At 62.2% G+C, this 12,735-nt stretch carries 13 protein-coding genes; 9 read left to right on the top strand and 4 right to left on the bottom strand.

Annotated features, from left to right (window positions below):
* Positions 1–12: 12 nt before the first annotated feature.
* The 6 genes from FXB38_RS32150 (at position 13) to FXB38_RS32175 (ending at position 5,885) form a co-directional block, all read left to right on the top strand.
* Positions 13–963, top strand: a complete 951-nt coding sequence (locus tag FXB38_RS32150) for a 3-hydroxyacyl-CoA dehydrogenase NAD-binding domain-containing protein (protein ID WP_148754976.1) — start codon at positions 13–15, stop codon at positions 961–963.
* An 89-nt stretch (positions 964–1,052) separates the two neighbouring features.
* Complete coding sequence (locus FXB38_RS32155) at positions 1,053–2,273, top strand: acyl-CoA dehydrogenase family protein (protein ID WP_148754977.1); 1,221 nt, start codon at positions 1,053–1,055, stop codon at positions 2,271–2,273.
* 55 nt (positions 2,274–2,328) lie between these two features.
* Positions 2,329–3,180, top strand: coding sequence for an enoyl-CoA hydratase-related protein (locus FXB38_RS32160; protein WP_148754978.1), 852 nt, complete (start codon positions 2,329–2,331; stop codon positions 3,178–3,180).
* A gap of 40 nt (positions 3,181–3,220) precedes the next feature.
* Complete coding sequence (locus tag FXB38_RS32165) at positions 3,221–4,447, top strand: CaiB/BaiF CoA transferase family protein (protein ID WP_148754979.1); 1,227 nt, start codon at positions 3,221–3,223, stop codon at positions 4,445–4,447.
* A 47-nt stretch (positions 4,448–4,494) separates the two neighbouring features.
* Positions 4,495–5,319 (top strand): enoyl-CoA hydratase, encoded by an 825-nt coding sequence (locus tag FXB38_RS32170; RefSeq protein WP_246230288.1) that lies wholly within the window; start codon positions 4,495–4,497, stop codon positions 5,317–5,319.
* Between the two features lie 2 nt (positions 5,320–5,321).
* Entirely contained in the window at positions 5,322–5,885 is a 564-nt protein-coding gene (locus FXB38_RS32175; protein ID WP_148754992.1) for an NADPH-dependent FMN reductase, read from the top strand.
* Positions 5,886–5,933: 48 nt separating this feature from the next.
* Here FXB38_RS32175 and FXB38_RS32180 read toward each other — a convergent pair whose 3' ends face one another.
* The 4 genes from FXB38_RS32180 to FXB38_RS32195 form a co-directional block, all read right to left on the bottom strand.
* A complete protein-coding gene (locus tag FXB38_RS32180) occupies positions 5,934–6,383 on the bottom strand; it encodes a hypothetical protein (RefSeq protein ID WP_210250971.1) in 450 nt (149 codons plus the stop codon).
* Positions 6,384–6,435: 52 nt separating this feature from the next.
* Entirely contained in the window at positions 6,436–7,767 is a 1,332-nt protein-coding gene (locus FXB38_RS32185) for an NAD(P)/FAD-dependent oxidoreductase (protein ID WP_148754981.1), read from the bottom strand.
* 105 nt (positions 7,768–7,872) lie between these two features.
* On the bottom strand, positions 7,873–9,204 hold the full coding sequence (locus tag FXB38_RS32190) for a threonine/serine exporter family protein (RefSeq protein WP_148754982.1): 1,332 nt from the start codon (positions 9,202–9,204) through the stop codon (positions 7,873–7,875).
* Positions 9,144–9,503 (bottom strand): hypothetical protein, encoded by a 360-nt coding sequence (locus FXB38_RS32195; protein ID WP_246230292.1) that lies wholly within the window; start codon positions 9,501–9,503, stop codon positions 9,144–9,146. The genes FXB38_RS32190 and FXB38_RS32195 overlap by 61 nt, the downstream gene beginning before the upstream one ends.
* A gap of 422 nt (positions 9,504–9,925) precedes the next feature.
* Here FXB38_RS32195 and FXB38_RS32200 point away from each other — a divergent pair, with 422 nt between their 5' ends.
* From FXB38_RS32200 to FXB38_RS32210, 3 genes are all read left to right on the top strand, one after another.
* Entirely contained in the window at positions 9,926–10,852 is a 927-nt protein-coding gene (locus FXB38_RS32200; RefSeq protein ID WP_148754994.1) for a heme o synthase, read from the top strand.
* A 1-nt stretch (position 10,853) separates the two neighbouring features.
* Positions 10,854–11,729, top strand: coding sequence for a ubiquinol oxidase subunit II (gene cyoA, locus FXB38_RS32205; RefSeq protein WP_148754983.1), 876 nt, complete (start codon positions 10,854–10,856; stop codon positions 11,727–11,729).
* A partial coding sequence (locus FXB38_RS32210) for a cbb3-type cytochrome c oxidase subunit I (RefSeq protein ID WP_187435291.1) occupies positions 11,726–12,735 on the top strand: 1,010 nt, incomplete at its 3' end. The genes cyoA and FXB38_RS32210, both read left to right, overlap by 4 nt.

Genomic DNA, 12,735 nt, shown 5'->3' on the forward strand with positions numbered 1-12,735 from the left:
GGAGAGAATGACATGACCGACACCAAGCCCATTCGCCGCATCGCCATCATCGGCACCGGCGTGATCGGTGCGAGCTGGAGCTCGCTGTTTCTCGCCAAGGGACTTCAAGTCGTCGCGACCGATATCGCGCCGAATGCGGAAGCCGCGCTGAGGAAGTTCGTCGAGACGGCCTGGCCGGCACTCGAGCGACTGGGCCTGTCGCCCGGAGCGTCGCAGGCGAACCTCAAATTCACGCCCGACATCGCACAGGCTCTCGCCGGCGCCGACCTCGTCCAGGAGAACGGGCCCGAGCGGATCGAGTTCAAGCAGAAGCTCTACGGCCAGCTCGACGAGCTGTTGCCGCCCGACGTGATCATCGCATCGAGCTCGTCGGGGCTCACCATGAGTGAAATCCAGAAGGGGGCTGCGTCCCATCCCGAGCGCTGCGTCATCGCCCATCCGTTCAATCCGCCTCACTTGATTCCGCTGACGGAGATCGTCGGCGGGGCAAAGACCTCGGAAGCCACGATCCGGCGCGCGGCGGAATTCTACACGTCGATCGGGCAACGGACAGTGCGCCTCAACAAGGAAATGCCGGGGCATGTCGCCAACCGTCTCCAGGCCGCGCTGAGCCGCGAGGTCTATTACCTCGTCGCCGAGGGTGTGGTGAGCGCCGCCGACGTCGACACCGCCCTGAGCTGGGGCCCGGGCCTGCGCTGGGGCGTCATGGGCAGCCTGATGCTGAACCATCTCGGCGGCGGTCCGGGCGGCATCGAGCACTTCTTCCAGCAGTTCACCGGCCCGATGACGGCCTGGTGGAAGACGCTCGGCTCGCCGGTGCTGACGCCGGAGGTGCAAAAGAAGCTCATCGACAGCGTCCATGCCGAGGCCGGATCGCGCACCATCGAGCAATTGGAGGCGGAGCGCGACGAAGTTCTGCTCGGTCTGATCGAGCTGCGCAAGAAAGCAGCCAAGCCGAGCTGACGAAATCGGCGGCGCCGACGAGACCATTCACACGTCAAACCCGTCCTTCACTTTTCAGGCTTCCGAGCCGCAGCAAGGAGAGATTCCAGATGCCAACCCCAACCCCAGCAAGCAAGACCGCAGCGCCGAAGCCGGCGCCTGCACCCAATGGCGACTTCTATCAGCTGGTCGACCTTCTCACCGCCGACGAGAGAGCACTCGTCAAGAAGGTGCGGACCTACATGGAGACCAAGGTCCAGCCGGTCATCAACAAATACTGGTCCGATGATGCGTTTCCGTTCGAGCTGCTGCCGTCGTTCAAGGAGCTCGGCCTCGGCGGGCTCGGCTTCGAGGGCTATGGTTGCGCGGGCGGCAGCCAGAAGCTGTTCGGCTTCGTCGCGATGGAGCTGGCGCGCACCGACGCATCATTCTGCACGTTCTTTGGCGTGCATAGCGGCTTGGCGATGGGCTCGATCTATCTCGACGGCTCTGAGGAGCAGAAGCAGAAATGGCTGCCGGCGATGGCGCGCTGGGAAAAGATCGGCTGCTTCGGCCTCACCGAGCCGCTGGTCGGCTCCGGAACGAGTGGCGGTCTGACCACGACGGCCAAGCGGGAGGGCGATACCTGGATTCTCAACGGGCAGAAGCGGTGGATCGGCAACGCGCCGTGGTGCGACATTTCCATCATCTGGGCGCGCGATCTTGCCGACAATCAGGTCAAAGGCTTCATCGTCGAGAACAAGTCGACGCCCGGCTTCGGCGTCGAGAAGATCGAGCACAAGATCGCGCTCAAGGTGGTCCAGAACGGCCAGATCACGCTGAAGGACGTGCGGATCCCTGAAGCGAATCGTCTCCAGGGCGGCAATTCGTTCCGCGATACCGCACGCGTGCTGCGGATGACGCGGTACATGGTGGGCTGGGCGTCGACCGGCATTCAGATGGGCGCATACGAAGCAACCCTCAAATACGCCCAGGAGCGCCTGCAATTCGGCAAGCCGATCGCTTCGTTCCAGCTGATCCAGGATCTGCTCGCCAAGATGCTGGGCAATCTGACCGCGTGCCAGTGCCTGATGCTCCGCCTGGCGCAGCTCGACGACGAAGGCAAGCTCGGCGACCATCACGCGGCATTGGCGAAGGCGTTCTGCACATCGAAATCGCGCGAGACAGTCTCATGGGGCCGCGAGGTGCTGGGCGGCAACGGCATCGTCGCCGACTACAACGTCGCGCGCTTCTTCGCCGATGCCGAGGCGCTCTACTCCTACGAGGGCACGTATCAGATGCAGAATCTGATCGTCGGCAAGGCCATCACTGGTCACGGCGCCTTCCTCTGACCTCTCAGCGACGCCGGCGCACCAGCGCCGGCCGCCCTACCCAGGAGACATCATCATGGTTTCGGGAACTGCACCGTTCACCCCTTCACCTGCGACAGCACCAGGCTCCGCACCCAGAGCGGCGCTGGCGCTTGCGAACGTCCAGTACGAGAAAAAGGGCCCGGTCGCCTACGTCACGGTCAATCGGCCGAAGGTGCTCAACGCGCTCAATACGCCGACCTGGACTGATCTGCACGCCGCATTCGAGGACGCAAAAGCGGACGCGTCCGTGCGCGGCGTCATCCTCACCGGGGCGGGCGACAAAGCGTTCATCGCCGGCGCCGATATCAGTGAACTCGCACATGTCGACGCGTACGACGCCGAGGAGTCCAGCCGGTTCGGGCAGAGTGTGCTTGACCTCATCGAAAATCTCGGCAAGCCGGTGATCGCGGCGATCAACGGCTTTGCGCTCGGCGGCGGCTGCGAGACCGCGATGGCCTGCACCATCAGGATCGCGGCGGAACACGCCAAATTCGGTCAGCCGGAGGTCAAGCTGGGCCTTTTGCCCGGCGGGGGCGGCACGCAACGCCTGCCGCGCCTGGTGGGAAAGGGGCGTGCGTTGCAGCTGATCCTCACGGGCGAGACGATTTCCGCGCAGGAAGCCTATCGCATCGGCCTCGTCAACGAAGTCGTTCCTGCGGCCGGCCTGATAGATCGCGCCGAGACGGTCCTGAAGCAGATCATGGCCAACGCGCCGATCGCCGTGAAATTCTCGCTCGATGCCGCCAACAAGGGGATGGAGACCAGCCAAAGCGAAGGCCTCGTGCTGGAGGCTTCCTTCTTCGGCATTTGCGCCGCCACCGAAGACAAGAAGGAAGGCACCGCCGCCTTCCTCGAGAAACGTGCGCCGCAGTTTCGCGGGCGTTGAAACAAGGCAGCCCTCCTACGAGGATCTGGAAAGGACACCCATGGCAAACGACAGCATTTTCTCCGGACTGAAGGTGGTGGATCTCGCGAGCTTCATCGCGGGCCCCAGCGCGGCCGTGATCTTGTCCGATTTCGGCGCCGACGTGATCAAGGTCGAGCCGCCGAGCGGCGAGCTGTGGCGGCATGCAAACCATCTCCCGCCGCAGCCGGTCGCTGACGATGCCTATCCCTGGCATCTGGCCAATCGCAACAAGCGCGGCATGGCGCTCGATCTGAAATCCCCGAGCGCCCATCAGGTTCTCGAGAAACTCGTCAAATGGGCTGACGTCCTCATCGTCAACACGCCGCATCCGGCGCGCAAGAAACTGAAGCTCGAATATGAAGATGTGGCAGCGTGGAATCCGCGGCTGATCTACGCCGACATCTCGGGCTTCGGCGACAAGGGACCGGATGCGAATCTTCCCGGTTTTGACATTACGTCATACTGGGCACGTAGTGGGCTGCTGTCGATGACCCGCGATGCCGGTGCACCGCCGACTTGGCCCGTGGCCGGCAGCGGCGACAATGCGACCGCCGTCGGGCTCTATTCTGCGATCGTCACGGCGCTGTATCGTCGCGAGCGCACGGGCGAGGGGGCGCATGTTACGACCTCGCTGCTCGCCGAGGGTGTGTGGTCCGCCAGCGTCTCGATCCAGGCGGCGCTGTGCGATGCGAAATTCTTCGGGCTGCATGATCGTATGCACCCCGCAAATGCGGCCATGAACGTGTATCGCGCCAAGGACGATACCTGGTTCGTTCTCATCATCACACCCGACAAGATGGAGGCCGTGGCGAAGGCGATCGGCCGGCCCGATCTCCTGACTGATCCGCGGTTCTCCGACCCGGCCAAGCTGATGGCGAACATGGCGGAGCTCACGGCGATTCTCGACCAGACCTTCTGTTCCGAGCCGATGTCACATTGGTACGAGGTGTTCAACGGCGTTCACGTCACGTTCGGAGCGGTACGCGGGCCGCAGGAGGTGATCAACGACCCCCAGCTCCGGGCAAACGACATCATCGTTCCGCTCGAAGGTGCCGGCGGCAAGCTGACGTCCACGATCTCGAGCCCGCTTCAGGTGCATGGTGTCGCCAAGGTGTCCGCGAAGCGCGCCCCGAAGATCGGAGAGCACAACGACGAGGTTCTTCGGCAGCTGGGATTCAGCGCGGCCGAAATCGATGGTCTGCATGCGAGCGGTGCCGTTCCGAAGGCAAAGGAGCACGCTGCTTAGCGCGATGACACTGTCGGGAGTGGCGGGAGCCGCTCCCGAAGCTGGATTTGCAGCGAAATTCGCCAACGGAACTAGGATGCGGACGAATGGATGAGATTGTTACTGAGCACGCTGGAAGCGTCCTGCGTATCCAACTGAATCGCCCAACCAAGCGGAACGCCATGACGTCGACCATGTACGTGGCACTCGCGGGTCTCTTCAACGAGGCGGCGAATGACGACAACACGCGAGTCGTCCTCTGGCATGGCGCGGGCGATTCGTTCTGCGCGGGCAACGATATCGAGGACTTTCTCAAGAATCCGCCGGGGCCAGGCGAATCGCCCCAGGCGCGTCTGATGAACGCGTTGGTCAACTTCGACAAACCGCTGGTCGCGGCCGTCCATGGCGCGGCGATCGGTGGCGGCACCACCATGCTGACGCACTGCGATTTCATCTACGCGGGCGAGAGCGCGAAATTCCAGATGCCCTTCATCAATCTTGCCGTCGTGCCGGAATTCGGATCGAGCTGCTCCGTGCCGGCGCGGATCGGCCATCTCCGTGCGGCGGAGCTGATCATGTTGGGAACTCCCTTTGATGCCAGGCGCGCCGCGGAATTGGGTCTGGTGACCGAAGTCGTATCCGATACGGATCTCCGGGCGAGGGCGACAGAGACGGCTCGGAAATTGGCTGCGAAGCCGGCCGCAGCGCTGCAAGCCAGCAAGAGGCTCATGAAGGCGCCATTTCGCGAACAGCTGAAGGCCGCAATGAAGGCCGAGAACGAAGAGTTCAGCGCGCAAGTCCGTTCCGAAGATGCAAAAGAGGCGTTCACGGCTTTCATGGAGAAGCGCAAGCCTGACTTCGCCAGGACTGTCAAATCTCAGGCGAGCGCATGACCATGGACAAGCCGATGAACGTGTGTGTGCTGGTTGGAAGCCTGCGCAAGGCGTCGTTTAACCGGACGCTGGCGAATGCGTTGATCTCGCTCGCGCCATCGTCGCTCAAGCTCGAGATCATCGAGATCGGGCAACTGCCTCTCTACAACGAGGATGTCGACATCGATCCGCCGGCGTCATGGACCGCATTCCGGCAGCGCGTGAAGGGCACCGACGCTGTGCTGTTCGTCACGCCCGAATATAACCGCTCGGTGCCGGCCGCTCTCAAGAATGCGTTGGATGTCGGCTCCAGGCCGTATGGAAGCAGCGTCTGGGACCGCAAGCCGGGCGCGATCGTCAGCGGCTCGCCGGGTGCGATCGGAGGCTTCGGCGCCAATCATCATCTCAGGCAATCGCTGGTGTTCTTGAACGTGCCGACCATGCAGCAGCCCGAGGCCTATGTCGGCCGTATCGACAAGCTCTTCGATGAGCAGCGCAACATCGCCAGCGAGGGCACCGGCAAATTCCTCCAGGGGTTCATGCAGGCGTTCGCTAATTGGATCGAGGCGGTCCGATCGCGGGATTAGCGAATCCGGGACTTGCGGCAAGGGCGAGCTGAAATCGTAGGGGGGCGGTCAGAAATGTATTGGCCGCATCCCTTCGAATTCGCCGCGGCACGCATGACTGAAGCCAAGCAATAGATCGATCGTGCCATCAATAGCCATTTCGCGTAGTTCGACGAAGCTCTTGTCCGGCTCCAGATAGGTATCGAGGATCTTTCGGGCGACGTCTTCGGCTTGATGAACCACCTGCTTTGACGACACCGCCCGCATCGCGCTCAACTTGGCATAAAGACTGACCAGGTTTGGAATGTCCGCCTTGTCATGCTGAAGCGCATCGATGTAGCACTTGGCGGCGTCCTCGATGAATTCCCTGTAAAGCGTCTGCCGGCGGGTCTCCTCGTGGAGAATCCACTGGGCGCGGACCTGGCTTCGTTGGCTCCGCCAATTTGCAATTCCGCTCGTCAAGCCGCCGACGGCCGCCCCGGTGAGGGCGGCGAGCGCGGAGATGATGGAGGCGTCCACAGGTGCAGTCCTCAGCCAATTGCCGGAAAACAGTGATTACCGGGTCTGATCACTACTCGGACGAGGACCGTGGCCCTTCGGAAATCAACCGTGAGCTGCGCTGCCCCGACAGATACGACCAGAGCCATTGGGTCTGAACACGGAACCGGTTCTGGAGCTGCGGCAGCGCGAGCACATGCAGCGCGGCCCACACCAGCCAGGTCAAAAAGCCACTGCTGTGCAAATGACCAGCCTCGAGGATCGCGAAATTCTTGCCGACCACCGCCATATTGCCCTTGTTGCGGTATCGGAACTGTCGGCCATCCTTGCGTCCCCTGACACGGTTGGCGATGACCTGCCCGACAAATCGTCCCTGTTGAATGGCTGCCTGGGCCACGCCTGGGACGGGGCGACCATCCTGGGTCATCGCGGCCGCGTCGCCTGCCACAAACACGTTGGGCGCCTCGGGAATGTCCATGAAGGCGCCAACGCAAGCGCGTCCGGCGCGGTCCGTTTGCGTTCCCAGCATTTTCACGACCGGCGAGGCGCTGACCCCGGCCGTCCAAAGCACGGTGGCGCTGGGAATGCGTACGCCGGCCGCGATCACGCCCTGATCGTCGACCTTTTCGACTTTCACGCCCGTCGACACCTCGACGCCGAGTTTCGTCAGTCGTTTGGCCGCCTTTCGCGCCAGCGATTCCGCAAAGGTCGGCAGAATACGCGTGCCGCCGTCGAGCAGAACGATGCGGCTCTTGGCCGGATCGATCCTGCGGAAATTGTTGCGCAGGGTCACCGAGACCAGTTGGGCGATCGAAGCGGCGAGCTCGACGCCGGTCGGGCCGGCGCCCACCAAAACGAAGGTCATTTGGCGCGCGCGCTCCTGCTCGTCATCGGTCGATTCCGCCAGTTCGAATGCGCTCAGGAGCTTAGTCCGGATCGTCTCCGCGTCGTTGAGGCTCTTGAGGCCCGGTGCGAATTGGACGAACTCGTCATGACCAAAATAGCTCGGATGCATTCCGGTTGCGATCACCAGGAAATCGTACGAGAGCTTTCGACTGCCGATCCTCGGGCAGATGGCCTCGATCGTGCGAGCCCCCAGGTTGATGCCCTTGACCTCAGCCAGCAAGACGTTGAGGTTTTTCTGGTTTGCCTCGAGCTGCCGGATCGGTGCCGCGATCTCGGATGGCGCCAAAACAGCGGTTGCGACCTGATACAGGAGTGGCTGAAAGATATGGTGATTGCGCCGGTCGATAAGCGTGATGTCGACATCGCTTCGTTTCAGTGCCCGTGCCGCCGCGATGCCGGCAAAGCCACCACCGACGATCAAGACGCGTTTTCTGCCCGCGACGGTTCTCGCAACAGGTGGCTTTTCTTGCGCGAACGATTTGGTCAGGACTGTAGTCATGGATGTACCGACGGTCTCGAGGGCCAGCAGCGTATGAGAACCGATACAGCGGGTCTTCCTGCTGTTCTTGGACGGCGCTGCGGCGCATTGAACGGCCGTGCCTCCTCATGCAGGGGAGGGTGGTGCGCGCTCGAACAGCATGCGCGGGAGGATCAGTCCGAAGGCCATGGCCATGATGATCAGAAATGCCGTGACGCCGCTCGTGGCGATACCGGTCAGCAAAGCTGGCGGCGTGCTCGATCCGATCGAAACCAATTCCACGAGGCCGATCGCGGTATTGAACAGGAAGAAGCCCGGCATCAACGAGACAACAGCGGAAAATGCGACAGCTGCGAAAGGCAGATGCAGGCGATCGACGGCCGGCGTCGTGAGGGTGCCGACGAGCATGCAGGCGACCAACGCGCCGGTCGGAGCGCTGGCTCCCGCGTTGGAGATCAGCGCCCAGCGTGCAGCATGTGCGACCATACCAACCGCGATCGGGAACGCCAGCAAGCGCCATGGCATTGAGAAGAACGTGCCGAAGGAGGCGACGGCGCATCCTGCTGCGATCACGTCGATGAGGAATGGCACGGGAGGAGGTGATGCGGCCATCGCGAGCTTTGCGCCGCCCGCCGCGAATCCGAACAGGCCACCGGCGCAGATCAGGAGCACAATGAGGCCGGCATAGGTCAGGCGTGCAATTCCGAGCGCGACGCGGGTGCGAGCGAGGTCAATGGCTCCGTTGAGGATATGCGGACCAGGAACCAGCACCATGCAGGGACAGAAACCAATCAGCGTGACTGCATCCGACGGCTGGAAATGGCCGGCGGCACTGGCCGTGGTGCCCGCAATGAACGCCGCGCAAAGCGGTTCGACCAGTGGATTGCTGATGAATCCGGACAGCCAGCGGCGGACGAGAGCGCCGATGGCTGCGCTCGCCGCGATCAGCACCAGGCTCGTGGGATTGAGGAGACCGAAAATGACGCCAAGCGAAGCCGCGCCGATCGCTGCGAACAACGCAAAGCGTGGCGTGGAGGCCGGCGGCAGCCGGCCTGCCGACCCAAGTGCAGATTGAGCAGCCCCGGTCGGCAACGTTCCGTCGCAGATCTGATCGATCACCGTCATGACGGCCAGTACCCTGCCCATGTCGATGCCGAGCGGCTTGGCAGGGACGATCTGCGAGACGGGCGCGTCATCGACCTTGACGATGAGTTCTCCCCAATATGGCAGGACAGTCACGGCCACGCCGAGCGCGTGCCCAAGGCGCCCGGCAGCGGTCACCGTCCGCTCTGTGGTCTGCCCGTGAGAAAACAGGAGCGTCGCTGCCAGTGCGATCGCCTCCAATGCCGCTTCGCGCGATAGCGCGTCAGGACACAGTGTTTCCCTTTTCAAGCCGGTCAATTGTGCTGCGCGGTCCAGTAGCCCGAGCATCTCTCGGTTCCCGCATAGCCGCTCCATCTTCCGCGGCCGGTGGCCCCAGTGAGTCTGCCCGTACCGGACGCGAACTTGTCGTGAACCGTTACCGAGGCGCGAACCGAGCCCGATTTCGCGACGTATCCCCGGAATTTCACCAGATTGGGATGAGTGACGACTCCGTCGGCAATATTGACGGTGAAGTTATAGCTGGGATCGCATGCACCCCTTTGCGTCACGAAGGCGAGATCCCAGGAGCCATCATAAGCCGAATGCGCGTGTGCCAGCGACACTGATGCGATCGTGCAGGTGACCGCAATCCCCCAGAGCCAAGAGATCTTCATTGATTAGTCCTCCATCAGCAAAGCCGCATTTCGGAGCGCCGCAACCGACCTCGTCACCATTCAAATCGGAAGCGGCGCGCCATGGCGGGGTCCAACAACAGTCAGATCTAGGAATGCCTTGCGCGGAACGCTTGTTCAAATGTGCTTGAATGATCCTGAATCTGCGCTCGCGAGCTTCGTCGCGTGCAAACCGATCGGGCTGGCGAATTTGAGCATGATTGGCCCCAATCGAGCAGCCGCGTTCAATCTCGGCCGAATGTGACGATGCATATTCGGTGGGGCGCTATGACCGCTGTTCAAGCTGAACACGACAGCGCCCATCCTGATTGATCCGGAGCAGCGAAATGAACGTCAAATCCATTGCCGGCTCGCTTTGGGAAAGGCGGTCTCGCTTCGCGCCAACATCTCATTCCGCCCGCTCGATGGCCGGTCAATGGAGCGCGTCTGATTTCGTCGCACTTACAAAACCGCGTGTCATGAGTCTTGCCGTCTTCACCGCGCTCGTCGGAATGAGCATCGCCCCGGCTCGACCTGATCTGCCGGCCACGCTTGCCGCCGTTCTCGCCATCGCCGCCGGGGCTGGAGCCGCCGGCGTCCTCAACATGTGGTACGACGCCGATATCGATGCGGTCATGAGCCGCACCGCCGCGCGGCCGATTCCCGTCGGCAAGGTCTCCCGCTTCGAGGCGCTTGTCCTTGGACTCGTTCTTGGCGGTCTTGCTGTGATGGTTCTCGCCCTGGCGACGAACCTTACGGCAGCCGCATTGCTGGCTGGCACCATCCTCTTTTATGTCGTCGTGTACACGGCGTGGCTGAAGCGGACGACGCCGCAGAACATCGTCATCGGCGGCGCCGCAGGTGCGCTTCCGCCGGTGGTCGGGTGGGCCTCGGCAACCGGACACATCGGGTTGGAGCCGCTGGCGCTCTTCCTCATCATCTTCTTGTGGACGCCGCCGCATTTCTGGGCCCTGGCGCTCAACCGCACCGATGACTACGCGCGTGCAGGCGTGCCGATGCTGCCGGTTGTCGCGGGACGCGCTGCGACAACGCGGCAGATCCTGATCTACAGCGGCTTGCTGGCTCTCGCCTCGGAGCTGCCCTGGGCGATCGGATTTGCAGGCACAGTGTATGGCGCGATCGCCGCGATCTGCGGTGCGATTTTCCTTCTGCTCGCAGGTCGGCTGAACCGAAGTGTCGAGACTGATCGCCGCGCCGCTCAACGACTGTTTGTGTTCTCCATCGCCCATTTGTTCGTGCTGTTCGCGGCTCTCCTGATCGACCATCGAGCCGAACCGTCGTCATTCATGCGCTGGTCGCAGAATGGCATCGTCAACTTCAGCGAGGCCTGACATGCGCTATGGTTTACTTGCTGTCGTCCTGATCGGTGCCGCGACCCTCGGCGGCTGCGACGGCGTGCTTGATCCGAAAGGGCCCGTCGCGCTCGCGGAGCGGCAGATCCTGTTCAACGCCCTCGGTATCATGCTGGCGATCGTGATCCCGGTGATCCTCGCCACACTTGGCTTCGCTTTCTGGTTTCGTGCATCGAACGAGCGCGCGCGCTATCGGCCGGATTTCACATATTCCGGACGTCTTGAGTTGCTGGTCTGGTCCATCCCCGCAATGACGGTGCTCCTGGTCGGCGGCGTCGCATGGATCGGCGCACACGATCTCGATCCGGGCAAGCCGATTAGCTCGACGGTCAAGCCCGTCAACGTCCAGGTCGTCTCGCTCGACTGGAAATGGCTCTTCATCTATCCGGACGAGGGGATCGCGAGCGTCAACAAGCTGGTCGTGCCGGTTGGCACGCCGGTCAGCTTCGAATTGACCTCATCGAGCGTCATGAACAGCTTCTTCGTGCCTCAACTCGGAAGCCAGATCTACACCATGTCCGGAATGGCGACCCGCCTTCACCTGCAGGCGGACCATCTCGGGACCTATCCCGGGATCTCCGCCATGTTCAGCGGCGACGGCTTTCCCGACATGCGCTTCACGGTCGATGCAGTAACAGACGGCGGATTTGCGCAATGGGTTCGCCAAGTCCGCGAAACAGGCTCGGTGCTCGATAAGCAGGCTTACGCCGACCTGGTCAAGCCGAGCAAAGCGGTCGCGCCGTTCACCTATCGTGGCGTCGCCCCCGATCTGTTCGGCAGCATCGTAAACGCCGGCATGGGTACTCAGGACTCTTCTCTAACAGTTTGTTCAACCTCGCAGAGGGCAGAGCGATGAATCTCCTTGGTAAGCTCGATTGGAGTGCGATTCCCCTCCATGAGCCGATCATCATGGGTGCAACGGGCTTCATGATCCTGATCGTGCTGGTTGTTCTCGGATTCGTCACGGCGAAGGGAGCTTGGCCCTATCTATGGCGCGAGTGGCTCACCTCGGTCGACCACAAGCGGATAGGCGCCATGTATTGTATACTGGCGCTCGTCATGATGCTGCGTGGCTTCAGTGATGCGATTATGATCCGTGCGCAGCAGGCGATCGCGGCCGGCGGTGCCCAAGGTTATCTGCCGCCCGAGCATTTCAATCAGATATTCTCGGCACACGGCACGATCATGATCTTGTTCATGGCAATGCCGTTCGTGGTCGGGCTCATGAACTTTGCAGTGCCGCTGCAACTCGGTGTTCGGGACGTCGCATTCCCCACGCTCAATTCCGTCAGCTTCTGGCTGACCGCCTCGGGCGCGTTGTTGGTCAACGTTTCGCTGGCGGTCGGCGAGTTCTCAAAGGCCGGCTGGTGGGGGTATCCGCCACTGAGCGAATTGCAATACTCGCCCGGCGTCGGCGTCGACTACTATCTCTGGTCGCTGCAAATCTCCGGTATCGGCACTCTCCTGGCGGGAATAAATTTCGTCACGACCATCCTCAAACTGCGGGCACCGGGGATGAGCTATATGCGTATGCCCGTCTTCTGCTGGACCGCGCTTGCCGCCAACCTGCTCATTGTGGCGGCTTTTCCGGTCCTGACCGCGACACTCGCAATGCTGGCGCTCGATCGCTACCTCGGCTTTCACTTCTTCACGCTCGAAGGCCAAGGCAACCAGATGCTGTACTCCAACCTGTTCTGGGTGTGGGGGCACCCCGAGGTCTACATCCTGATCCTGCCGGCGTTCGGAGTATTCTCGGAGGTGATGGCGACCTTCTCCGGCAAGCCGCTGTTCGGCTATCGCTCGATGGTCGCCGCGACGATGACCATCTGTGTCCTCTCCTTCCTGGTCTGGCTGCACCACTT

The sequence above is a fragment of the Bradyrhizobium cytisi genome (assembly GCF_008123515.1).
Lineage (GTDB): Bacteria > Pseudomonadota > Alphaproteobacteria > Rhizobiales > Xanthobacteraceae > Bradyrhizobium > Bradyrhizobium cytisi.